Here is a 20,856-nt window from a genome sequence, read left to right as displayed (position 1 = left end):
CCGGCTTGCCTTGCGGACCCGGCTTGCCGCGCGCGCCGTCGGGACCGCGCCGGCCCGGATGACCCTGCGGTCCCGGCCGTCCCGGCTCGCCCTGCCGTCCGCGCGGCCCTTGAGATCCCTGCCGTTTCTGTTCGTCTGCCACGCCGCTGCTCCCTTGACCGGAAGCAAGCTACTTAGCGGCGTTTGACGACAGCAGCAATTCCGCCGGGACAGCTCACCACGCTTGATCAACATCAATCGGCGGCACGCGCTGCTGTGTCATCGATCGCACGGCCACATCTCTTGCGAGGAGCGACCGATGCGCGCAGCGTGGAAGATCCTTTGGCTGTTCGCTGCCGTCCTTGCAGCAGCGCTTGGCCTCGCGCACCAACTGGTACCCGACGTCGTGCCGGTCGCGTTCGCCGAGGAGCCGCAGCCGTCATGGGCTGTCATGACGGCCTTCTTCCTCCGCGCGATCGAGATGATCGCAGCCTCGGTCGTGATGATCGCGCTTGCGGTCATCATCGGCGGATTGATTCAGCGGCGCGTCCTCGGACGCTAATCCTGATAGGCGGGCACGTCGATGCCGGACGCCGCGTAGATCCTGATCTTGTTGCGCAGCGTGCGCACCGACAGGCCGAGCACGCGCGATGCGCGGGTGCGGTTGCCGTCGCAGCGCGCAAGCGTCTGAAGCACGAGCTCGCGCTCGACTTCGTCGACGGTGGCGCCGATCAGAAGCGGAACGATCTGGTTGGGAGCAAGGAATTGCGCGCCCGACTCGGACGCAGCGACATGAACAGTGGTCATCAACACACCTCCCGATCAACGCCCGCTGCCATCTTTGGAAGCGGATCGAGAACCAACGACCCCCAAGCCGTAGATGTACGGTGGGCGGGTTTGGTTAATGAAAGGTTAATCGCGAACGAACGCACCAATTGACCCCAGGAATGCCGCTAAGCCGCCGCGATTGGCGCCAGATGCATCGTGATGCGGGACTATCTCTTCCACGCATGCGGTGTCATCGTCCGGTCCAGTGGCGCAATTGCCTACAAGGCGGACGATGAATCCCGTGCGCGGGGGTAGTGAGTCGCGCCTCACACCGTCCGGTAGCCGCCGTCCACCATCACGATCGTTCCCGTGACATAGGCCGACAGATCCGACGCGAGGAAGATCGCGGGCCCGACGATATCCTCGGGTTTGCCGGTGCGCGCCAGCGGGGTGTGGTCGACGAAGGCCTGCACCAGCGCCGGATTGGTCGCGCGCACATTGGCGTTGATGTTGGTCTCGATGAAGCCCGGCCCGATCGCGTTGACGCGCACGCCTTCCTTGCCGAGCTCGACCGCGAGCGCCTTGGTGAAGCCGAGCACGCCGTGTTTCGAGGTCGTGTAGGCAGCCGAGCTCGGCGTGCGCAGATGCACGAAGGACTGGATCGAGCCGATATTGACGATGCGGCCTTTGCTCGCGCGCAAGGGTGCGAGGAAGGCCTGCGTCATGTTGAAGACGCCGTTGAGGTTGAGCGAGATGATGTCGTTCCAGTCCTTCGCCACCGTCTCGGTCTCCGCGGTGAAGGCGTTGCGGCGAGTAATGCCGGCATTGTTGACGAGGATCGAGACCTGCCCGACCTTGTCGGCGATCTGCTTGGCGAGCGCAAAACAGTCCTCGCGCCGGGTCACGTCGAGCGCAAAACTCTCGGCCCTGCCGCCCGCTTTGCGGATCTCCTGGGCGGCCTCCGCGACCGTGTCGGCATTGACGTCGAGCAGCACCACTTGCGCGCCCTCGCGAGCGTAGCCGGCCGCGATGGCCCGGCCGATGCCGGAGCCGGCGCCGGTGATGACGGCGATGTGGTTTGCGAGCAATGCCATGACATTTTTCTCCCGATTTCGTTTCGAAGTTTCACGAAACGCTAACTCGAAATTAAGGGGACGGAAACGGCAGCCTTGGCATACTGATCTTCATTGCTAAACGTTGCGCGCATGATGGAACGGCTCGACACACGGCTCGACTCCTGGAAACTCGCCCTTGAACGCCTGCGGTCGGCGCAATCGGCCGATTGGGCCGAGGCGGGCCGGCTCGTGGCCGAGATCGCGCGGACGAGCGTCGATGCCACGCTGCGCCAGGCCGCCGAGCAGGCGCTTCCGGTGCTGCGCCAGGCGGTCGAGAATGACGATCACGGCGTCACGCTGGCGGCCCAGCGCCGCATCGGCGTCGTTCTCGAAGTCGTTCATGATCTGACCGCGCCGCGCTTCGGCCGGCGCAACGCCACGCCGAAACAGCTGTCCAGCGAGGATCGTGCCCGCAAGATGCTCGGCCTGCCGCTCGCGGTGCAGCTCACCTGCGAGGACATCAACCAGGCCTATCGCCGCGCCGCCAAGGGCATGCATCCCGACCACGGCGGCAGCACGCAAGCCTTCATCGACCTCGCCGCCGCGCGCGACGTCCTGATCCATCCCGGCGCGCACAAGGACGCGTGAGGTGCTCGACGATATCTCGTAGGGTGGGCAAAGGCGCCAAGCGCCGTGCCCACCATCTTCGTGATAGATGGAAACGGTGGGCACGCTTGCGCTTTGCCCACCCTGCGACATCTCGAAGAGAAACGGGCAAGAACGCATGCCCGCGTCCTTGCCCGCTCTTCGTCCGCCGATCGAAATCTTACCAGGTGCACTGGCCGTTCTTCAGCGCGGCGTCCTTCACGGCGAGTGCGTCGATGAACGTCGGCACGGTTGCGCTGGCGCGATGATAGCCGGCCGGCCACGGCGTGGTCGGGATGCTCTCGTCCCAGATCTGGCAGAGGCCGGTGTCCTGCCAGCGGATCAGGTGATAGCTGGCTTCCGCTGGGCTCGCCGCGACGAAGGCGGTGACGGCAAGACCGGCGGCAGCGCACAGCACGGAAATACGACGCATGATCAGCTCCTCAAATGAATGATGTGATGCGCCTCCCGGCAATGCGGGGAGGGCTGGGTGCCGGACGCTGGGGATGCGCCCCGGACAAGATGTGAGTAGTTCCGCAGGCCGGTCAGGTTCAAAGCGCGCGGGCGGGACATGGCTGATTTCGGCCGGAAAACGCGCGGTCCCGCAAAAGAAGAAGGCGGATCGCTCGCGCGACCCGCCCTCCAAATCCGGTCCGTTGCAAAAGCTCAGAGCGTGCAGCGGCGCTCGGCGCGCATCTTGATCTGGACGTCGGAAGCGGCCTGGAAGGTCGGGAGCGGCTTGCTGACGACCTTGTAGGTCGACACGCCCCATTGGAACGGCTTGTACTTCAGGTCCTCGTTCCAGACCTGGCAGATGCCGGTGTTGTCCCAGCGGATCACGTAATAGCCGACCGCCGCCGAGGCCGGCACGGCGAACACGGAGGTGGCGATGCCGGCAACGGCACAGAGGGCGAGAACGCGACGCATGAAATATCTCCTTGTGGGGAAGTGGGACGCAAAAATTCGTGCGGTAAAAGCAGGTCCTTTGCAAGCCGGGGAGCTGCCGTTCACGGACATGTCAGCTGTTCCCCAAGCATTTGGTTCGGCCGCGTGCCCGGCAAGCCACACGCTCAGTGGCTCACTTCGCCAGCGACGCCACCGCCTCGATCTCGATCAGCATCCTCGGGTCGGGCAGGGCGTGAACCACGCAGGTGGTGCGCGCCGGATAGGGCGGCGGGCCGAAGGCGCCGGCATAGAGCGCATTCATGGCGGCAACGTCGGAGGCGCGGGTCAAGAGGACGTTGACCTTGACGAGGTCGCGGACACCGGCGCCGGCCTCGTCCAGCACGCGCTTGATGTTGACGACGACATTGGCGAACTGCGCCTCGAAACCGTCGGGCAGCGCACCATTGGCATCGAAGCCGGGAATGCCGGAGACGAACAGGAGATCACCGACGCGCGTCGCAAAGGACAGCGGCGGCGCCTTCACGTGCGGCGGGGGCGCGAAATGCTGGATCGGCATGGCATCACCTCGAATGCAGGAACGGGCGCGTAGCCCGCATGAGCGTAGCGACATGCGGGAGACTTGCAATCGGGTTGCGGAGACCGGCAAGAACAAAAACGCGAAAACAACCCCATGCACAGTAGAGATCATGTGGAGATCATTGAGTTTTTACAATTCGGTAAAGGCTAAACCTCCAAGTTGCTCGGTCGGGCAAGACAGGGGCGGAATGGGATGATGGCGATGCGCGACTTTGTGCCCGAACCTCCGCCGTCAGGCCCCGGCTTGACCGGGGCATCCATTGCGCCGCGGCCTCTCGGCGCAGTCACCGCCGCCTCTGGAATACTGGATCGCCCGGTTGGATGTTTGGACCGGGCGATGACGGTTGAGTGCGACGCCGCGCCTTGCGTCTCATGGCAGCCCCATCATTTTGCCGCCGCGATCCATCGGATAGATTCGCTGCGTCTGATTCGAATCCCTCCTTGAAAAATAGCCCCCGGAGATATCCATGAAGATCGCATCCACCTTCCGCGCCGCGCTGGTCGCCATTGCCGCCCTGGCCGGGCTCTCGACCTCGGCGATGGCCGACGGCGGCACCGTGGTGCTGACGATCTACAAGGCGGGCTGGATCATCGGCGGCTCCGGCGGTTCCGGCGTGCTCAACTTCCGCGGCCGCTCCTATGGGCTGTCCACCGGCGGGCTCGACTACGGTCTCGTCTTCGGCGGTTCCAAGACGGTGCTGCGCGGCCGCGTCTCCAACATCAATCGTCCCTCCGATGTCGCCGGCGTTTACGGCGCCGCCGGTGCCGGCCTTGCCGTCGGCCGCGGCGCCCGCGCCATCGTGCTCACCAACCAGAAGGGCGCCGTGCTGGAATTGACCGGCACCCAGGTGGGATTGATGGCGAATGCGGATCTCAGCGGCCTCGCGATCACGATGCGGTAGAGCAGGGTGCCGCCGTAGGGTGGGTTAGACCCTTGGCGTAACCCACCACTTCTCACCGCGGAAGGAGAAGAGGTGGGTTACGCGCATCGGCCCGCGCTTCGCGCAGCCGCTGCGCGTAACCCACCCTACGATTTTCCGATCGCCGCATGAATCCGCTCGCAATGCGCGACGAGATTCTTCTGCGCATCGACGAACGCCTTCAGCGGCGTCGGGATCGGAAAATAATAGATGTTCGCGACGAAGCCGTAGATGCCGGCATCGACGCTCGTTGGCGCCGCGCCGTGCACGAAGCCCGCGGCGGGCACGATCTCGGCCAGCACCTGCAAATCGGCGAGCCCGCGCGCGTAAGCCTGCTCCGGCGTGTAGCGGCCGATGCCCTGGTAATGATAGCGCTGCGCATTATACGCCTTCGCCTTCTCGAATCCTTCCGCACTCACTTGCGGATGTTGCGCGATGAAGCCGTCGCGGAACGCCGGATAATAGCGCTCGTCCTTCCAGCGCGAATACGACATCACCCAATAGAGATCGTCGAGCATGCGCGTGACGAGGAGATTGGCACGCCGCTGCTCGCTCGAGAGCGCGGCATCGATCGTCAGGCTATATTTCGCGATCGCATGCGCGATGATGGTCTCGCTGTCGCCGATGGCCTCACCGTCGTCGACGATGTAGGGCAGCTGCCCGCGCGGTGCGGCCGAGGCGTCGAAGATGTGCTCGTGCACGAACTCCAAGCCCGCGAGCTTGAGGAAGGCGTAGACCTTGAGGCCGTAGCCGTTGTTGTCGGCGACGCCGAACAGTTGCGGGTAGGAATAGAGGGTCAGCATGGGCGGGCTCCCTTCCACCCGGAGTCGTATCGCTGCAGTGACACGCTTGCAACAGTCCGGCGCCGTGTGGGCGGTGTCGTTCGATCGAAGGACGCGAAGTGTCCCCCGTTCGGGGTACGGATTCGGCCTCGAGTTCTTGCGCCAGGGCCCCGACATGCGATGTTCACCGACCCGCCGAAATATGCCGGCATTGTCTTGCGGCGGCGCGCTTATGGTCGTGCTGGCCTTGGCAGCACCGGCACAGGCTGCGGACCTCGCGGCAAAGCCGCTCACCAAGGCGCCGCCCGTCGCGGTCTCGTCGTGGACCGGCTTCTATGCCGGCCTCGGCCTCGGCTTTCGATCGACGGCCGCCGACCTCACCACCACATCGGTGCTGTTGGACGGTGTTCCCCGTGACATCAGCGATGCCGTCGTCAGTCAGCCGTTCGACGGCCCGGGCCTTCGCGTCAATCCTTATGCCGGATTCAATTGGCAGGTGGCGCCGAGCTGGGTCCTTGGCGTCGAAGGCGATGTGGGTTTTGGTCGCCAGACCACCATCCTCCAGGGGTTTCGCGCCTCGCCGCGGGCCGGCTCGTCCACCTTCCTCGTCGACAGCCTTGCGCTCACGGCCGGCTGGGATGCGAGCCTGCGCGGCCGCGCCGGCTATCTCCTGACGCCCGCGACAATGGCTTATGTGACGGGCGGACTTGCCTGGCAGCAATTCGACGTCACCTCGGTCTGTGTTGGCGCCACCTGCAACAATGCGCTGCCTGCCGTGGTGTCGAACTCCGCCACCAGAACCGGGTGGACGCTCGGGGGCGGCCTCGAGACCGCGCTGTGGGGCAACTGGCTGCTGCGCGCCGACTATCGCTACGCCGATTTCGGCACCACGCCGTTCACCATGGCACGCACCAGAAGCGGCGCGGGGCCCGCGCTGACGGTCGACAATTTCGACACCAGGCTGCGGACCCACACGGCGAGCGTCGGCCTCGCCTACAAGTTCGGTGCTCCCGTCACCGGCGCCGGTTCGCATCCGCTGCAAGCGCAGGCCGCCATGCTGCCGTCCTGGACCGGTGCGTATCTCGGCCTTGGTCTCGGTGCGCGCGCCACGCGCACCGACCTGACCGCTACATCGGAGACGATCGGCGGCTTTGCGTTCGACCTCGCAGAGCGCGCCAACAACCGGCCGATGGACAACACCGCGTTCCGCGCCAGCCCTTATGCCGGTTATCTCTGGCAGCTCGCCTCGCAATGGACCGCCGGCGTGGAGGGCGATTTTGGTTTTGCCGACCGCACCACCGTGCGCGAAGGTTTTACCAGCGTCCATCTCGCCGACTCCCAGGCGCGCGGCGAGAGCCTTTCGATCCGCAGCCGCTGGGACGCATCCTTGCGCGCGCGCGCCGGCTATCTCGTCAACCCCCACACCATGCTCTATGCCACCGCCGGCGCGGCGTGGCAGAACTTCGAATTGACCTCGACCTGCACCAGCCGCAATTGCAGCGGCTTCTTCGCGCTGTCGTCGCCGATCATCAATTCGTCGACCACGAAGATGGGCTGGACGCTCGGTGGCGGCCTGGAGACAGTCGTGTGGGGCAACTGGCTCGCGCGCGCCGAATACCGCTATGCCGATTACGGCAAGTCCGGCTTCACCGTCGCACGGTCGAGCGGCCGGGCCGAGTTTGATCCGTCCGTCAACACCTACGACGTCGCGATGCGGGCGCATCTGGCGACGTTCGCCATGACGTATCGGTTTCAGTGAGGCGGCGCGAGACGGTCGCAGGATTATGCCGAGGTACATTCGCGCAGCCCGGGGCTAATCCACCCTACGACTGTGATGCAGCCTTGAACACCGCCAGCTGCGCGTCGAACGCGCGCCGGAACGCCGGCCGCGCTTCACCGCGCGCGACATAGGCGGCGATGTCAGGATATTCGTCCAGCAGGCCGGATGTGTTTAGCCGCCGCAGCACCGTCACCATCATGAGATCGCCGGCGCTGAAGGCGCCATCGAGCCAGTCGGCACCACTGATGTGGCGGGACAGTTCGCCGAGCTTGGTACGGACGCGCTCCTCGAGCATAGGCAGCCGCTCCGCGTACCAGCTCCTGTCGCGCTCGAACAGCATGGCCATGCCGAGCTCGACGATCGGCGGCTCCACCGTGCTCAGCGCGGCGAACATCCACGCGATCGCGCGGGCGCGGGCATTGGCGTCCTTCGGCAGCAGGCCGGCATGGCGCTCGGCGATATGCAGCACGATCGCGCCCGACTCGAACAGAGTGAGGTCGCCATCCTCATAAGTCGGGATCTGCCCGAACGGATGCCGCGCGCGATGCGCCGGCGCCTTCATCGCGGCGAACGAGAGGAGCCGAACGTCATAGGGCTGCCCGACCTCCTCGAACGCCCAGCGAACCCGCATGTCGCGCGCTTGGCCCCGGCCGCGGTCGGGGGAGCTTTCGAAGGCAGTGATGGTGGGGGGCATAAGTGGCTCCATGTGGCGCGCGTTTGGTTCGAGGACGAACGGGCAGCGCGGATTCCGACAACGGTTCGTTCCTTCTCCCGCGTGTAGCCAAACAAACGGTGTCGTCCCGGCGAACGCCGGGACCCATACCGCGTGATTTATCTGTTGCGGTTGGTCCCCTTCCCGAACGAACAGTCTTCGCCAAACCCCTCCCTGTGGTTATGGGTCCCGGCGTTCGCCGGGACGACGGCGGAGTGTGACGCGCCGTTGTCAGCTCACCTCACGACCAATCCACACCGCCAACTCGCGCCACGGCTCCAGAGTCCAACTCCCCGACGCAGCACCGGACGGCGAGGGCAGCACAAAAATCTCCGGCCAGCTTGCATCCGACAGCTGCCGCCCCAGCGCAATCCCGCTCGACGGCCTGCCATAAAACAATCGCCGCCTTCTTGCTCGTGAACGCAATCGTCCGCGGCCGATACTTGTCCATCTTCGCCCTGAAGCCCGATACGTCGATCGTCTCAGCCGCGATCTGGTGATCCATCCCGGCGCGCGACTTGGAGAGATCGGTGAAGCCGATCCCGAGCGCGATCAGCGATGCGAACTCGCTCGGCTGATACCGCCGCGGCGTGATCCCGGCCTCATGGATCGCGCGCCAGAAGCGGTTGCCGGGGTGGGCGTAGTAGTGCCCGACCGCGGCCGAGCGCGTCGAGGCGGCGGTGCCGACGAAGACGAGACGGAGGTTGGGACGGAGTTGGTCGGGGAGGCGGTGGGGGGGTGCGTTCGACACGTCAGACATCCGCGGCTGTAGCTCGCATGAGGGAAGAGATATGCGGGACGACAACGACCTCGGATGTCGCTACTCTTATCCGAGCTAAGCTTGCTAGCGGTAAATTTGAGATGGCGATTGGTTTCACCCAACACCTTGATTTTAGCCCCATCATTGGATGGGAGCTCTATCAAGTGACGATCGACAAGTATCATATTATGTTTTGGTTCGAGAATGAGCATGCTTTGCTGAATGTGGCGGACCGTCTCTCATTCAAGTCCTCCGATGGCGCAGTCGATTTCTCTTACGATATCTACGGCACTCAAAAATCTCTGAATGTCGATCGCATTCTGCGGATTAAAGTTGCCGAGGCGCGAATTGTCAGCAAGGACCAGCTCGATTTGGTGTTTGAAAATGGAGACGTTCTGTCGATCTACGATAATCCGGAATTCAGATCCTGGTGGTTTCTCGGGGGGCGCCAAAACGACCCGATTAAGCAGAGGACGAGTTGGTCATTTCAAATCGGGGATCTAGAGTTGGAGGGTCTCACGGAGCAAGAGTACCAAGATCGACGCATCTAACGAGTCTCAAACTCTCTCACTCTGATACCGGACCCTTGCTCTCCAGTGCGCCGTTGGATCGTTCTGTGCCAAATGAAAGAGGCCAGGCTTTCGCCCGGCCTCTACGCGTCCGCGGATTACCGGATCGGCTTCCAGCGAAATTATGGGAGCGTGGCGGCTTTCCCTCACAGCACCCGATTACTCTCCTTCACCTTCTCCGCATCCAGATAAACGCTGCTGCCCATCTCCTTGAACTTCGCGCTCATCTTGGCCATGCCGTCTTCGGCGGTGCCGGCCATCGACATGCCCACCGAGTTCGGATCATTCAGCGTCGCCGCATAGTCCCGCACGTCCTGCGTGATCTTCATCGAGCAGAACTTTGGCCCGCACATCGAGCAGAAATGGGCGACCTTGTGGGCTTCCTTCGGCAGGGTCTCGTCGTGGAAGTTCTTGGCGGTGTCAGGATCGAGGCCGAGGTTGAACTGGTCGCTCCAGCGGAAGTCGAACCTCGCGCGGGAGAGGGCGTCGTCGCGGAGTTGCGCCGCCGGGTGGCCCTTGGCGAGATCGGAGGCGTGAGCTGCGATCTTGTAGGTGATGACGCCGGTCTTGACGTCGTTGCGATCGGGCAGGCCGAGATGCTCCTTCGGCGTGACGTAGCAGAGCATGGCGCAGCCGAACCAGCCGATCATGGCGGCGCCAATCCCTGAGGTGATGTGGTCGTAGCCCGGCGCGATGTCGGTGGTCAGCGGTCCAAGGGTGTAGAACGGCGCTTCGCCGCACTCCTTGAGCTGCTTGTCCATGTTGATCTTGATCTTGTGCATCGGCACGTGGCCGGGACCTTCGATCATGACCTGGCAGCCCTTGTTCCACGCGATTTTTGTCAGTTCGCCGAGCGTTTCGAGTTCGGCAAACTGGGCGCGGTCGTTGGCGTCGGCGATCGAGCCCGGACGCAATCCGTCGCCGAGCGAGAACGAGACGTCATACTTGCGCATGAGGTCGCAGATCTCGTCGAAATGCGTGTAGAGGAAACTCTCCTTGTGATGCGCCAGGCACCACTTCGCCATGATCGAGCCGCCGCGTGAGACGATGCCGGTGACGCGGTTGGCGGTAAGGTGGATGTATTGCAGGCGCACGCCGGCGTGGATGGTGAAATAGTCGACGCCCTGCTCGCACTGCTCGATCAGCGTGTCCTTGTAGAGCTCCCAGGTGAGCGCCACCGGATCGCCGTTGCACTTCTCCAGCGCCTGGTAGATCGGAACGGTGCCGATCGGCACCGGCGAGTTGCGCAAGATCCACTCACGCGTGGTGTGGATGTTGCGGCCGGTCGAGAGGTCCATCACGGTGTCGGCGCCCCAGCGGATCGCCCACACCATCTTCTCGACCTCTTCCTCGACCGACGACGTCACCGCCGAGTTGCCGATATTGGCGTTGATCTTGGTCAGGAAGTTGCGGCCGATGATCATCGGCTCGAGCTCGGAGTGGTTGATGTTGGAGGGAATGATGGCGCGGCCGCGCGCGATCTCGTCGCGCACGAATTCGGGGGTGATGAAGGCAGGCACCGAGGCGCCGAAGCTTTCGCCGTCGGCGAGGGCGGCTTCCGCGCGCTCGAGCTGCTGCTTGCGGCCGAGGTTTTCGCGCGCGGCGACGTAGATCATCTCCTTGGTGATGATGCCGGCGCGGGCGAATTCGAGCTGGGTGATCTTGTGGCCGTCGAGGCCGCGCAGCGGCTGGTGATAGGCCGAGAAGGCGCGCGCGGCGTTGTCGGTGGAGACGCTGCCGTTGTCCTCCGGCTTGATCTGCCGGCCCTGATATTCCTCGACGCCGCCGCGCTCCAGCACCCAGGCTTTGCGATTGCGGGCAAGGCCGGCGTTGACGTCGATGGTGACGCTCGGATCGGTGTAGGGGCCGGAGGTGTCGTAGACCGGCAGGTTCGGCTCGCCGGCGCCTTCGGACAGGATGATCTCGCGCAGCGGCACGCGCAAATCGGGCGCGGCGTCGGGGGAGGCGAAGATCTTTCGCGAGGAGGGAAGGGGGCCAGTGGTGACGGCGGGGATGGTTTTTTCGGGGTTGGAGCGGATGTTCATGGGGTCCTCCAGTTTAATTCGTTCGTTTCGCTGCGCGAGCGTCGATTAGAGCTGTCATCCCCGCCTAGTGCGCAATCGCGCACGGGGGGCGGGGATCCAGTATTCCAGAGACTGTCGTGGGATACGGAAGAGCCGCGGCGTACTGGATCGCCCGGTCAAGCCGGGCGATGACAGCGGAGTGTGTGGAGAGAGCGTGCGCATCACGCAGCCTCCGTGGACAGGCCGAGCCACTGCTGCACGCGGGCGTCCGGGTCGGGGTTTTGCGTGACGTCGCTGACCACCGCGATGGAATCCGCGCCCGCGGCAAAGATCTCCGCGGCTTGCTCGAACTTGATGCCGCCGATCGCGACCAGCGGAATGGTGCCGATGCGCTTCTTCCACTCCGTGATCTTCGGAATGCCCTGCGGCTCGAAACGCATCGATTTGAGCGTGGTGAAGAAGATCGGGCCGAGCGCGACGTAGTCGGGCTTTGCCTTGAGTGCGGTTTCAAGCTCGGCATCGTCATGGGTGGAGATGCCGAGCGAGAGGCCGGCCTCGCGGATGGACTTTAGGTCGGCTTCCGCCAGATCCTCCTGACCGAGATGCAGGTACTTCGCGCCGGCGACGACGGCGGCGCGCCAATAGTCGTTCACGACTAGCTTGGCTTGCGTGTCCTTGGTGATCGCCAGCGCGTCGGTGACGATCTGCAGCGCGTCGGCGTCGTTGAGCTCCTTGGCGCGCAGCTGGATGGTGCCGACGCCAAGCTTTGTCAGCCGCTCGACCCATTTGAGGCTGTCGACGACGGGATAAAATCGATCAGGATACGGCATGCCAGAACGGAGTCCCAACGACAGGGGTGGAGGGGGAGGCGAAGTCGCGGGCGTTCATCAGCCCGGCTTCATAAGCGGTGCGGCCGGCATCACAGCCGAGGCGGAAGGCTTTTGCCATCGCGACGGGATCGGCGGCTTTTGCAATTGCGGTGTTGAGCAGCACGGCGTCATAGCCGAGCTCGAGCGCCTGCGCCGCGTGGCTGGGAGCGCCGAGGCCGGCGTCGACCACCAGCGTGATATCGGGCAGGCGCTCGCGCAGCAGCTTCAACGCGTCGCGATTGGTGATGCCCTTGGCGCTGCCGATGGGAGCGGCCCACGGCATCACCACCTTGCAGCCGGCATCGACCAGGCGGTTGGCGACCGAGAGATCCTCGGTGCAATAGGGGAACACTTCAAAGCCGTCCTTGATCAGGATGCCGGCGGCTTCGACCAGGCCGACGACATCGGGCTGCAGCGTGTCGTTGTCGGCGATGACTTCGAGCTTGATCCAGCTCGTGCCGAACAATTCACGGGCGAGCTTTGCCGTGGTCACGGCCTCGCGCACGCTGCGGCATCCCGCGGTGTTCGGCAGCACCGTGACATCGAGCTCCCGGATCAGATTCCAGAACGCGTCCCCGGTCTTGCCGCCGGCGGATTCGCGCCGCAGCGACACCGTGACGATGTTCGAGCCGGAGGCGCGGATCGCTTCCTGCATGATCGCCGGCGAGGGGTAGAGCGCGCTGCCGATCAGCAGGCGGGAGGCGAAAGTCTTGCCGTAGAAGGTCACCATGTTGACGGTGTCTCCTCAAATGCAGTTGTCATCCCCGCGAAGGCGGGGATCCATACCGCGTGATTTCTCCTGGGGCACGCGGGGAGAGACCGAGCGCGATAACCGCTCCCTGGGGTTATGGGTCCCCGCCTTCGCGGGGACGACAAGTGGATAGAGCGTGCCACCATCACCTCACCCTCCCTGCCGCGGCGTGATGATCTCGATCTCGTCGCCGGCCTTCAGTGCCGTCTTGGCCCAGCGGCTTTTCGGCACGACGTCGTAGTTGAGCGCGATCGCGAAATGCGTGCCCTCGTAGTCGAGCTCCGAGAGCAGCGCATCGACGCTTCCCGAAGTTACCTCGCGCTGCTCGCCGTTGACGATCAAACGCATTGCATCACCTCGTTGTCGATCTGGCCGCGCTCGACATAGGCAAGCGTCAGCTCGGCGAGCGCCGGCGCGATCAGGAAGCCGTGACGATAGAGGCCGTTGACGCTGATCCTGCGGCCGCGAATGCCGATGCGCGGCAGATTGTCGGGATAGGCGGGACGAAGCCCGGAGCCGAACTCGACGATGCGGGCTTCGCCGAACGCCGGGTGCACGGCGTAGGCGGCGCCCAAAAGCTCCAGCGCGGAGCGGACGCTGACGCCGGTGTCCTCGGCCTCGATCGAGGTCGCGCCCAGCATGAACAGATTGTCCTCGCGCGGGATCACGTAGAGCGGCCAGCGCGGATGCATCAGCCGCACCGGGCGCGCAAGCTGCACTTCGCTGGTCTCGATCAGGATCATCTCGCCCTTGACGCCGCGAAGCTCGCTCTGCTCGTCGCGGGCGCCAAGGCCGCGGCAGTCGATCACGATGCCGTCGAGATCTCCGGCTGCGACGTCGCTGGAGAACTTGATGGTGCCGCCGGCGGCGCGGATGCGCTCGTGCAGCTGCGGCAGCACGCGGCGCGGCTCGACATGGCCCTCGGCCGGGAAGAACAGCGCGTCGCGGAAGCGGCCTTCCAGCGATGGCTCGAGCGCGGCGAGGCCTGAGGCATCGACCCGGCGGTGGTCCTCGGTCATGCGCGCAAAGCGCTCGAAGTCGCTGCGTTCGCGCGGATGGGCGACGACCAGCGAGCCGTTGAACGGCGTATCGGGCAGCTCGCGCCGCCAGAGGTCGAGCGAGCGCAGCCCCAGGCGGCTGATGATGGGTTCGGCGACCTCGGCCTCGCAATAGGGCGCGAGCATGCCGCCGGCCCAATGGCTGGTGGCGTCCGTCATCGCCTCGTCACCGCGCTCGTGCAAGGTCACGGCATGGCCGGCCTGCGCGAACAGCAGGGCTTGCCAGGCACCCGCGATGCCTGCGCCAATGATGGATACCGGTGAATCCTGTCGCTTGGTCGTTTGCAACATCCCTGTCCCTTCGCCGGCATGACCCGGATCAGGTTCAAAGGGTCACCGCGGTCCTGGGCGGTATTGCCCATTTAGCGGTATCTCAGCTCCTCCTCGGAGCACCCCTCGGAACGGCTCTAATGTAGGACAGTGGGGCGGGGTGGTCAACGCGTGTTGACGGGAACTGCAGCCGTGCCCCGGACGCAGCGCATCACGCAGTGGTGCGCTGCTGAGCCGGGGCCCATGCTGATGCAGGGATGCGGGGTCCCGGCTCTGCGCAGCAACGCTTCGCGTCGCAGCGCGTCCGGGACATGGGAGTTATTTCAGCGCCTGCGCCCGCGCGTTGCGGACGCGCTGGGCCAGCTTCTTATGCGGGACGCTGCCGAACATCGGCTGCGGGTTGCCGTTCGGCTCGAGCCAGGGCTGGCCCATATTGCCCATAGTGGGCTCGCCCATATTGGCGATTTGCACGGTCTCCTGCCGCTGCCGCTTGGCGGCGTAGTAATAGCCGCCGGCGAAATAACGCACGGCCCGGGCGTGGTCGCCATTGGCGGCGCGATAGGCGCCGGCGAGATATTTCACGGCATAGGTGAGGTTGGTGTCGGGATCGCGCAGACCGGCGGCGTCGCCGGTGTAGCCGACCCCGCGGGCGGTCGCGAGCTTGATCTGCATCAGCCCGATGGTGCCGCCGCGGCCGACGAGGTGTGGCTGGTAGCGGCTCTCGCGCATGATCACGCGATGCACCAGCGCTTCCGGCACGCCGTTGGCGCGGGCATGGGCCGCGACCATCTCGGCATATTCAGCTTCACCCGCGATTGCGGCCTGCGGCAATGTCAATCCGGCCGCGAGCAGCGCGGCAATGCGTAAAATTTTCATCAGATATCCCTGAGGTCCCCTAGAGTGACCTGCGCCCAGTCGTCGTTAGGCCTTCCGAACGCGGCGATGATGTGACCAAACGCCGCCATCGCCCGATTTTGCGGTGCCGAGCCGCTGTTACGACTCAAAGCTGGCGCAAGAGAGCTTCGGGGGCGGACGACCCCCGCTCGCGGCAGCACGCCTGTCTATTCGCGCGTGCCAGCGAAAGCGAGTAAGAAGACGCTGCAAATCGGGAGAGGTGCCATGACAAAATCAAACATGGCCAGGCTGTATGCCGGCGACATCCCCAGACAGAACCCCTGTGCCCAATGCGGCACGCCGATCCCGCAGCCTGACTGGATCGAGCCGGGTGAGGGGCGCGTCTCCTATCTCTGGAATTGCCACGCCTGCAATTATCGTTTCGAGGCCGTGGCCATCTTCGACGAGACCGCCATCGAGCACCCGCCGCTCGCGGCTTGAGTCAGGCGGCGAGCCGCGGCTGCTGCCAGAGCGGCAATTGCATCCGTACGATTAGTCCATGTGGGTTGCGGTCGTGCAGCGATAGCTCGCCGCCATGGGCGAGCGCGATAGCGCGCGCGATCGACAGGCCGAGCCCGAAGCCGGTGGATTCGTCCATGGTGCGCGCATCGTCGCCGCGCACGAACGGCTCGAGCATCTCCTGCTTGCGCGAATCTGAAATGCCGGGGCCGTCGTCCTCGACGTCGATGACGAGCGTGGTGCCCGAGATGTCGAGGCGGATCATCACCTCGGCGCCAAAGCGCACGGCGTTCTCGACCAGGTTGGTGACGCCGCGATGCAGATCGTCGGGCCGCGCGGCGGCGGTCACGGACGCCGGCCCGTCATAATGCACGACATGGCCCATGTCGCCGAACTGGTCGGCGACGAGCTGGAGCGTGCTGGCGATGTCGACCAGAGTGACCGCCTCGACCTTGCGGTCGTTGCGCAGCAGCGACAGCACCGATTCCAGCATCGCGCGCATCTGGTCGAGATCGACCAGCATCCGCTTGCGGTTGCCCTCGTCCTCGATGAATTCGGCGCGCAGGCGCAGCCGCGTGATCGGCGTGCGCAGATCGTGGCTGATCGCAGCGAGCATCCTGGTGCGATCCGACATCAGGCGGGCGATCCGCTCATGCATGCGGTTGAGCGCGCGCGCCACCGAGCGGATCTCTTCCGGGCCGCGCTCCGGCAGCGGCTCCGCCCCGCCATCGAGGCTGAAATTCTCGGCGGCCTTGGCGAAGGACGACAGCGGAGCCGCCAGCGCGCGCGCCGCCCACAGCCCGAGCACGCTGACGCAGATGAAAGCCGACATCAGCGCCATCAGCCACGGCGCGCCCCAGAACCATGGCCGCGGCCCGCCCTCGACATGCCCGGCGATCATGGTGCCGTCGGGCAACGCGACGCCGACGCGGGATACTGTGCCGTCCGAGGTCAGCTGGACCGCCCGGTAGCCGCGCCCGAGATGACGGCGCATCCCGCGCAGGTGCTGATTGTCGCTCTCCTCGACGCTTGCGGTGCCGGGCGCGAGCATTTCGATGCCGAGCTTGGGGAAGGCGCGCGCGAGATCGGCGACGAGGCGCGGACGCTCGCCGGCCTCGGCCGAGCCGAGCAGCAGCGCGGCATCGGTCAGCTGATGCGCGCCGTCCGGCGGCGTGTCGGGGCGGTCGGGCCGGCTGATCAGGAAGGCGGTGGTGACGACGAGATGGAGCGCGACGGTCGAAGCCAGCACCAGCGCGGCGATCTGCCCGCCGATCCCCTTGAGGTGGAAGAATCCGAACGGCTTCATCCTCGGCGCCCGCTTCAACTGCTCAGGGGCGCCGCAACCGCTTCAGTGCTCGCTGCTTGAGGGCTTGCTGCTTGAGGGCCTGCGACCTGCGTTCGCGGCGTGAACAGATAGCCGCCGGAGCGCACCGTCTTGATGAGGGTGGGATCGGCCGGATTGGGCTCGATCTTGCGGCGGATGCGGCTGACCAGCACGTCGATGGAGCGTTCGAACGAGCCGGTGTTGCGGCCCTGCGTGAGGTCGAGCAGGCTGTCGCGTGACAGCACGCGGCCGGGCCGTTCGCAGAACGTGCGCAGGAGATCGAATTCTGCGCTGGTCACCGCGACGCGCGCGCCTTCCGGATTGCGCAGCTCGCGCAGCCGCAGGTCGATGTGCCAACCCTCGAAGGTGAGCGTGCTCGCGCCTTCGATCGAACTTGCCGCTTGAGCCGCGGCCTGGCGGCGCAGCACCGCGTTGATGCGGGCGAGCAGCTCGCGCGGATTGAATGGTTTCGGCAGATAGTCGTCCGCGCCCATCTCGAGGCCGACGATGCGGTCGACGTCCTCGCCGCGCGCGGTCAGCATGATGATCGGCGTCTGCGCCTCGGCACGCACCTTGCGGCACAGGCTGAGGCCGTCCTCGCCCGGCAGCATGACGTCGAGGATGATGAGGTCGACGCGGTGATCGGCCATGGCGCGCGACATCTCGCGGCCGTCGCTCACGGCGGTGACGTTGCAGGCGTTGTTGCGCAGGTACTTCGCAATCAACGTCCGGGTTTCGCGGTCGTCTTCGACGACCAGGATGTTGGGATTGGGAATGGCCATGCGCTTTGTTTGTCCAGGATTCGGGCCAAATGGCGAAGATTTTTGTTTCGGATTGTTTCTGGTTGGCTTCCCGCAACAGGCGGCAATCGCGCCGTCGCGAAAGGGCAAGGTCTCGTTAAGGCCGTTAACCATAGCGTGGCGTGGTCCGCGACGAAACCCCGCAAAATCCAAGGAGCCATCATGACCTCGATTTCGGCGGCCTCCGCCGGCAACCACCAGTCGCCGCTTCAGCGGCTGCAGCAGGAATTGCAATCGGAAGTGTCCGCCGGCACGATCTCGTCTTCGGACCAGTCGGCGCTCTCGACGGCGCTGACCGACATCGACACGGCACTCCAGCAGAGCCGGTCGAGCGACCAGTCCAGCGGCACGCGCCCCTCCAAGGACGAGATGCAGTCGAAGATCGACGACCTCATCTCGAAAGAGTTGTCGAACGGCACGCTGACCTCGGACCAGGCCGAGGAGCTGAAGAACGTGTTTCAGTCCGCCTTCGCGAACGGTCCGGGCGGGGCGGGCGGCCCCGGTGGTGCAGGCGGACCTCCGCCCGGTCCGCCGCCGGACGACAGCTCCACGGATTCGGCGTCGTCCACGGACTCGACCAGCAGTACCTCCAGCGACCAGACCACCGCCGAGATCCTCCAGCAGTTCCTGCAGGCGCTGCAACAGTCGCAATCATCGAGCTCGCCCTACGGCGCCAACGGCGGCTCCGGCAATTCCGACTTCTCCGCGCTTCTGATCGACTACAAGAGCTGACCCTGAGCGACGCGGGTCGGCGCGGGTCCTCGCCGCGATCATGCTTCACCCAGGGCGCATGATCGTCGGCGGGGAACCGTGCGCCGCAAAATGTTCCTGGGTGACGCAGGAACAGTCCCTGCGAGGTTTTCGCGCTCGCGCATAGCGCGACGAAATTGCGGCGCGCACGGAACTGCGTGTGATCAGCGCTGTTTTCTCTACACGAGTTTTTCTGTGAAGGAGAGGACAACATGCTGACGAAATCCATCGCCGCCGGCCTCGCCGGCACCGCACTGCTTGCGACCGTTGCGTTCGCGCAATCGCCGACCGCCACCACCGACAAGGCGCCGACCGCGGCCACCGCGACGACGGCCACCACGACCGCTTCCGGCGAGTGGCGTACGTCGAAAATGTCGGGCCTGAAGGTCTATAACGAGGCCAACGAGAACATCGGCTCGATCAACGAGCTGCTGATGGACAAGAGCGGCAACGTCAAGATTGCCGTGATCGGCGTCGGCGGCTTCCTCGGCATGGGCGAGCATCTGGTCGCCGTGCCCTATGAGAAATTGAAGTTCGTCAACGAGGCCGTCGCCTATACCGGCACCGGCACGAACCCGGGCGCCAAGCCCGCCGCATCCACCACGACAGGCGCTGCGACCGGCACCGACAGGCCGGCTGCGACCACGACGTCGTCCACCTCGAAGTGGTATCCGGACCATGCCGTGTTCAATGCCAGCAAGGACGAGCTGAAGAACATGCCGGAGTTCAAGTACGCGGAGTAATGCAGGGAGTAATGCAGCCCGCGTAACTGCCTAAACGAAGCGCGCCCGGTTTTCGCCGGGCGCGCTGTCGTGTCTATTTCTTACCTCGTCCCGCTAGCGGGGCGAGGGAGACGGCTCTCAGTGCGTCACCAGCGGGCAGCCGCCCTTGTCGAGCGGGCGGAAGGCCTCGTCGCCGGGCACGGTGGCGATCAGCTTGTAGAGGTCCCACTCGCCCTTGGATTCCTCGGGCTTCTTGACCTCGAACAGATACATGTCGTGGACCATGCGGCCGTCGATGCGGATCTTGCCGTTCCTGGCGAAGAAGTCGTTGACCGGCGTGGCGCGCATCTGCGCCATCACCTTCGGCGCCTCGTCGCTCTTGATGGCGTCGATCGCCTTCAGATAGTGCATGGTCGCCGAGTAGAGCCCGGCCTGGATCATGGTCGGCATGTGGCCGACCTTCTCGTTGAAGCGCTTGGAGAAGGCGCGGGTCTCCTCGTTCATGTCCCAGTAGAAGGCGTCGGTGACGATCAGGCCTTGCGTCGCCTTGATGCCGAGCGAATGCGTGTCGGTGATCTCCTGCAGGAGCGCGATCATCTTCTGGCCGCCCTGCGTCAGGCCGAACTCGGACGCCTGCTTCAGTGCATTGGTGGTGTCGCCGCCGGCATTGGCCAATGCGACCACCTTGGCCTTGGAGGCCTGGGCCTGGAGCAGGAAGGAGGAGAAGTCCGACGAGTTGAGCGGATGGCGGACTTCGCCGAGCACCTTGCCGCCGCTCTCCTTGACGACGTTGGCGGCGTCGCGCTGCAGCGCCATGCCGAAGGCGTAGTCGGCGGTGACGAAGAACCAGCTGTCCTCGCCGCGTTTCACCATCGCCTTGCCGGCGACGTTTGATAGCGCATAGGTGTCGTAGGTCCAGTGCACGGTGTTGGGCGAGCAGGCGGTGCCGGTGATATCGGACGAGCCGCCCCCCGAATTGATGTGGATCCTGTTCTTCTCGCGCGTCAGGGCCGAGACCGGCAACGCCACCGACGACGTCGGAACGTCGAAGATCGCGTCGACCTTGTCGTTGTCGTACCAGTTGCGGGCGATGTTGACGCCGACGTCGGGCTTGTTCTGGTGATCGGCCGCGACCACGGCGACCGGCTTGCCAGCGGCCTTGGCGCCGTAATCGGCGACCGCCATCTCGACGGCGGCGAGCGAGCCCTTGCCGGTCGCGTCGGCATAGAGGCTCGACATGTCCGTGAGCACGCCGATCTTGACGACGTCGTCGGAAATCTGCGCCTGCGCCGTGCCGGACGTAGCGGCGAGGGCGAGACCGGCCGCGACGGCGGCGATGAGTTTTTGCATGGTTATTCTTCTCCCTGTGTGTTGTTATTCGGGCTTTGTTACGGGGACTGTTCTAGCGACAATCAGTCACGGCAGCTAAGCGGTGTGCGCCATAGCGGAATGCAAAAAGAGAAGGGGCGGGCGGTGTTCCCCT

At 65.0% G+C, this 20,856-nt stretch carries 25 protein-coding genes, 1 pseudogene and 1 riboswitch; of the genes and pseudogenes, 8 read left to right on the top strand and 18 right to left on the bottom strand.

Annotated features, from left to right (window positions below):
• A partial coding sequence (locus tag XI03_RS05035) for a collagen-like triple helix repeat-containing protein (RefSeq protein ID WP_271591509.1) occupies positions 1-142 on the bottom strand: 142 nt, incomplete at its 3' end.
• Between the two features lie 156 nt (positions 143-298).
• Between XI03_RS05035 and XI03_RS05030 the strand changes: the two genes are divergently transcribed.
• On the top strand, positions 299-541 hold the full coding sequence (locus tag XI03_RS05030) for a hypothetical protein (protein WP_028145593.1): 243 nt from the start codon (positions 299-301) through the stop codon (positions 539-541).
• Here the strand turns inward: XI03_RS05030 and XI03_RS05025 are convergent.
• Positions 538-786, bottom strand: a complete 249-nt coding sequence (locus tag XI03_RS05025) for a helix-turn-helix domain-containing protein (protein ID WP_028145592.1) — start codon at positions 784-786, stop codon at positions 538-540. The two genes, XI03_RS05030 and XI03_RS05025, sit on opposite strands and share 4 nt — an antisense overlap.
• 287 nt (positions 787-1,073) lie before the next feature.
• A complete protein-coding gene (locus XI03_RS05020; RefSeq protein ID WP_271591506.1) occupies positions 1,074-1,841 on the bottom strand; it encodes an SDR family NAD(P)-dependent oxidoreductase in 768 nt (255 codons plus the stop codon).
• A gap of 111 nt (positions 1,842-1,952) precedes the next feature.
• Between XI03_RS05020 and XI03_RS05015 the strand changes: the two genes are divergently transcribed.
• Positions 1,953-2,450, top strand: coding sequence for a molecular chaperone DnaJ (locus tag XI03_RS05015; protein ID WP_028145590.1), 498 nt, complete (start codon positions 1,953-1,955; stop codon positions 2,448-2,450).
• Between the two features lie 178 nt (positions 2,451-2,628).
• Here the strand turns inward: XI03_RS05015 and XI03_RS05010 are convergent, their stop codons facing one another.
• The 3 genes from XI03_RS05010 to XI03_RS05000 form a co-directional block, all read right to left on the bottom strand.
• Positions 2,629-2,880 (bottom strand): hypothetical protein, encoded by a 252-nt coding sequence (locus XI03_RS05010; protein WP_038947729.1) that lies wholly within the window; start codon positions 2,878-2,880, stop codon positions 2,629-2,631.
• A gap of 233 nt (positions 2,881-3,113) precedes the next feature.
• Entirely contained in the window at positions 3,114-3,374 is a 261-nt protein-coding gene (locus XI03_RS05005; protein ID WP_028145588.1) for a hypothetical protein, read from the bottom strand.
• 151 nt (positions 3,375-3,525) lie between these two features.
• Positions 3,526-3,909: a RidA family protein gene (locus XI03_RS05000; protein WP_271591505.1), complete on the bottom strand. Its 384-nt coding sequence runs from the start codon at positions 3,907-3,909 to the stop codon at positions 3,526-3,528.
• A gap of 487 nt (positions 3,910-4,396) precedes the next feature.
• Here XI03_RS05000 and XI03_RS04995 point away from each other — a divergent pair, with 487 nt between their 5' ends.
• Positions 4,397-4,831 carry a hypothetical protein gene (locus tag XI03_RS04995; protein WP_028145586.1) on the top strand — a complete coding sequence of 145 codons (435 nt, stop codon included), beginning with the start codon at positions 4,397-4,399 and terminating at the stop codon, positions 4,829-4,831.
• A 125-nt stretch (positions 4,832-4,956) separates the two neighbouring features.
• Here XI03_RS04995 and XI03_RS04990 read toward each other — a convergent pair whose 3' ends face one another.
• Complete coding sequence (locus XI03_RS04990; protein ID WP_271591504.1) at positions 4,957-5,652, bottom strand: glutathione S-transferase family protein; 696 nt, start codon at positions 5,650-5,652, stop codon at positions 4,957-4,959.
• Between the two features lie 211 nt (positions 5,653-5,863).
• Between XI03_RS04990 and XI03_RS04985 the strand changes: the two genes are divergently transcribed.
• Positions 5,864-7,390 carry an outer membrane protein gene (locus XI03_RS04985; RefSeq protein WP_271591503.1) on the top strand — a complete coding sequence of 509 codons (1,527 nt, stop codon included), beginning with the start codon at positions 5,864-5,866 and terminating at the stop codon, positions 7,388-7,390.
• Between the two features lie 64 nt (positions 7,391-7,454).
• Here XI03_RS04985 and XI03_RS04980 read toward each other — a convergent pair whose 3' ends face one another.
• Positions 7,455-8,105 (bottom strand): glutathione S-transferase family protein, encoded by a 651-nt coding sequence (locus tag XI03_RS04980; RefSeq protein ID WP_271591502.1) that lies wholly within the window; start codon positions 8,103-8,105, stop codon positions 7,455-7,457.
• 249 nt (positions 8,106-8,354) lie between these two features.
• Positions 8,355-8,883 (bottom strand): annotated as a pseudogene (locus XI03_RS04975) (mismatch-specific DNA-glycosylase).
• Between the two features lie 101 nt (positions 8,884-8,984).
• On the opposite strand from XI03_RS04975, the gene XI03_RS04970 reads away from it, so the two are divergent.
• Entirely contained in the window at positions 8,985-9,434 is a 450-nt protein-coding gene (locus XI03_RS04970) for a hypothetical protein (protein WP_271591501.1), read from the top strand.
• Positions 9,435-9,598: 164 nt separating this feature from the next.
• Here the strand turns inward: XI03_RS04970 and thiC are convergent, their stop codons facing one another.
• The 6 genes from thiC to XI03_RS04940 all read right to left on the bottom strand — a co-directional run bounded on the left by thiC (position 9,599) and on the right by XI03_RS04940 (position 15,300).
• Positions 9,599-11,497: a phosphomethylpyrimidine synthase ThiC gene (gene thiC / locus XI03_RS04965; RefSeq protein WP_271591500.1), complete on the bottom strand. Its 1,899-nt coding sequence runs from the start codon at positions 11,495-11,497 to the stop codon at positions 9,599-9,601.
• Positions 11,498-11,697: 200 nt separating this feature from the next.
• Positions 11,698-12,306: a thiamine phosphate synthase gene (locus XI03_RS04960; protein ID WP_271591499.1), complete on the bottom strand. Its 609-nt coding sequence runs from the start codon at positions 12,304-12,306 to the stop codon at positions 11,698-11,700.
• On the bottom strand, positions 12,293-13,075 hold the full coding sequence (locus tag XI03_RS04955; protein ID WP_028145579.1) for a thiazole synthase: 783 nt from the start codon (positions 13,073-13,075) through the stop codon (positions 12,293-12,295). Before XI03_RS04955 ends, XI03_RS04960 begins: the two co-directional genes overlap by 14 nt.
• Positions 13,076-13,246: 171 nt before the next feature.
• Entirely contained in the window at positions 13,247-13,444 is a 198-nt protein-coding gene (gene thiS, locus XI03_RS04950) for a sulfur carrier protein ThiS (RefSeq protein WP_271591498.1), read from the bottom strand.
• On the bottom strand, positions 13,435-14,445 hold the full coding sequence (locus XI03_RS04945) for an FAD-dependent oxidoreductase (RefSeq protein WP_271591497.1): 1,011 nt from the start codon (positions 14,443-14,445) through the stop codon (positions 13,435-13,437). The genes thiS and XI03_RS04945 overlap by 10 nt, the downstream gene beginning before the upstream one ends.
• Positions 14,433-14,561: riboswitch (TPP riboswitch) on the bottom strand. Its footprint overlaps the gene before it by 13 nt.
• A gap of 181 nt (positions 14,562-14,742) precedes the next feature.
• Positions 14,743-15,300 (bottom strand): lytic transglycosylase domain-containing protein, encoded by a 558-nt coding sequence (locus tag XI03_RS04940; protein ID WP_271591496.1) that lies wholly within the window; start codon positions 15,298-15,300, stop codon positions 14,743-14,745.
• A gap of 243 nt (positions 15,301-15,543) precedes the next feature.
• Between XI03_RS04940 and XI03_RS04935 the strand changes: the two genes are divergently transcribed.
• A complete protein-coding gene (locus XI03_RS04935; RefSeq protein WP_028145575.1) occupies positions 15,544-15,759 on the top strand; it encodes a hypothetical protein in 216 nt (71 codons plus the stop codon).
• Position 15,760: 1 nt separating this feature from the next.
• On the opposite strand, the gene XI03_RS04930 is transcribed toward XI03_RS04935, so the two are convergent.
• Together XI03_RS04930 and XI03_RS04925 are read right to left on the bottom strand one after the other, a co-directional pair.
• Entirely contained in the window at positions 15,761-17,083 is a 1,323-nt protein-coding gene (locus tag XI03_RS04930) for an ATP-binding protein (protein WP_271591495.1), read from the bottom strand.
• Between the two features lie 14 nt (positions 17,084-17,097).
• Positions 17,098-17,883: a response regulator gene (locus XI03_RS04925; RefSeq protein WP_028145573.1), complete on the bottom strand. Its 786-nt coding sequence runs from the start codon at positions 17,881-17,883 to the stop codon at positions 17,098-17,100.
• A gap of 180 nt (positions 17,884-18,063) precedes the next feature.
• Between XI03_RS04925 and XI03_RS04920 the strand changes: the two genes are divergently transcribed.
• The gene (locus XI03_RS04920; protein WP_271591494.1) at positions 18,064-18,633 is read left to right on the top strand and encodes a hypothetical protein; all 570 of its coding nucleotides are present in this window, start codon (positions 18,064-18,066) and stop codon (positions 18,631-18,633) included.
• A gap of 230 nt (positions 18,634-18,863) precedes the next feature.
• Complete coding sequence (locus XI03_RS04915) at positions 18,864-19,394, top strand: PRC-barrel domain-containing protein (RefSeq protein WP_018318630.1); 531 nt, start codon at positions 18,864-18,866, stop codon at positions 19,392-19,394.
• A gap of 117 nt (positions 19,395-19,511) precedes the next feature.
• Here XI03_RS04915 and XI03_RS04910 read toward each other — a convergent pair whose 3' ends face one another.
• Positions 19,512-20,723 carry an ABC transporter substrate-binding protein gene (locus tag XI03_RS04910; protein WP_271591493.1) on the bottom strand — a complete coding sequence of 404 codons (1,212 nt, stop codon included), beginning with the start codon at positions 20,721-20,723 and terminating at the stop codon, positions 19,512-19,514.
• Between the last annotated feature and the right edge of the window lie 133 nt (positions 20,724-20,856).

It is taken from the genome of Bradyrhizobium sp. CCBAU 65884 (genome assembly GCF_028128835.1).
Classification (GTDB): Bacteria; Pseudomonadota; Alphaproteobacteria; order Rhizobiales; family Xanthobacteraceae; genus Bradyrhizobium; species Bradyrhizobium ottawaense.
Note: the sequence above shows the minus strand (reverse complement) of the source record. Positions and strands in the feature narration are given on the sequence as shown.

Coding starts and splice junctions, on each gene's coding strand:
- XI03_RS04960 (WP_271591499.1), bottom strand. CDS start 12,306: ATGCCGTATCCTGATCGATTTTATCCCGTCGTCGACAGCCTCAAATGG.
- XI03_RS05005 (WP_028145588.1), bottom strand. CDS start 3,374: ATGCGTCGCGTTCTCGCCCTCTGTGCCGTTGCCGGCATCGCCACCTCC.
- XI03_RS04920 (WP_271591494.1), top strand. CDS start 18,064: ATGACCTCGATTTCGGCGGCCTCCGCCGGCAACCACCAGTCGCCGCTT.
- XI03_RS05000 (WP_271591505.1), bottom strand. CDS start 3,909: ATGCCGATCCAGCATTTCGCGCCCCCGCCGCACGTGAAGGCGCCGCCG.
- XI03_RS04945 (WP_271591497.1), bottom strand. CDS start 14,445: ATGTTGCAAACGACCAAGCGACAGGATTCACCGGTATCCATCATTGGC.
- XI03_RS04935 (WP_028145575.1), top strand. CDS start 15,544: ATGACAAAATCAAACATGGCCAGGCTGTATGCCGGCGACATCCCCAGA.
- XI03_RS05015 (WP_028145590.1), top strand. CDS start 1,953: ATGATGGAACGGCTCGACACACGGCTCGACTCCTGGAAACTCGCCCTT.
- XI03_RS04940 (WP_271591496.1), bottom strand. CDS start 15,300: ATGAAAATTTTACGCATTGCCGCGCTGCTCGCGGCCGGATTGACATTG.
- thiS (WP_271591498.1), bottom strand. CDS start 13,444: ATGCGTTTGATCGTCAACGGCGAGCAGCGCGAGGTAACTTCGGGAAGC.
- XI03_RS04925 (WP_028145573.1), bottom strand. CDS start 17,883: ATGGCCATTCCCAATCCCAACATCCTGGTCGTCGAAGACGACCGCGAA.
- XI03_RS05020 (WP_271591506.1), bottom strand. CDS start 1,841: ATGGCATTGCTCGCAAACCACATCGCCGTCATCACCGGCGCCGGCTCC.
- XI03_RS04930 (WP_271591495.1), bottom strand. CDS start 17,083: ATGAAGCCGTTCGGATTCTTCCACCTCAAGGGGATCGGCGGGCAGATC.
- thiC (WP_271591500.1), bottom strand. CDS start 11,497: ATGAACATCCGCTCCAACCCCGAAAAAACCATCCCCGCCGTCACCACT.
- XI03_RS04990 (WP_271591504.1), bottom strand. CDS start 5,652: ATGCTGACCCTCTATTCCTACCCGCAACTGTTCGGCGTCGCCGACAAC.
- XI03_RS04915 (WP_018318630.1), top strand. CDS start 18,864: ATGCTGACGAAATCCATCGCCGCCGGCCTCGCCGGCACCGCACTGCTT.
- XI03_RS05025 (WP_028145592.1), bottom strand. CDS start 786: ATGACCACTGTTCATGTCGCTGCGTCCGAGTCGGGCGCGCAATTCCTT.
- XI03_RS04955 (WP_028145579.1), bottom strand. CDS start 13,075: ATGGTGACCTTCTACGGCAAGACTTTCGCCTCCCGCCTGCTGATCGGC.
- XI03_RS05030 (WP_028145593.1), top strand. CDS start 299: ATGCGCGCAGCGTGGAAGATCCTTTGGCTGTTCGCTGCCGTCCTTGCA.
- XI03_RS04995 (WP_028145586.1), top strand. CDS start 4,397: ATGAAGATCGCATCCACCTTCCGCGCCGCGCTGGTCGCCATTGCCGCC.
- XI03_RS05010 (WP_038947729.1), bottom strand. CDS start 2,880: ATGCGTCGTATTTCCGTGCTGTGCGCTGCCGCCGGTCTTGCCGTCACC.
- XI03_RS04910 (WP_271591493.1), bottom strand. CDS start 20,723: ATGCAAAAACTCATCGCCGCCGTCGCGGCCGGTCTCGCCCTCGCCGCT.
- XI03_RS04980 (WP_271591502.1), bottom strand. CDS start 8,105: ATGCCCCCCACCATCACTGCCTTCGAAAGCTCCCCCGACCGCGGCCGG.
- XI03_RS04970 (WP_271591501.1), top strand. CDS start 8,985: ATGGCGATTGGTTTCACCCAACACCTTGATTTTAGCCCCATCATTGGA.
- XI03_RS04985 (WP_271591503.1), top strand. CDS start 5,864: ATGGTCGTGCTGGCCTTGGCAGCACCGGCACAGGCTGCGGACCTCGCG.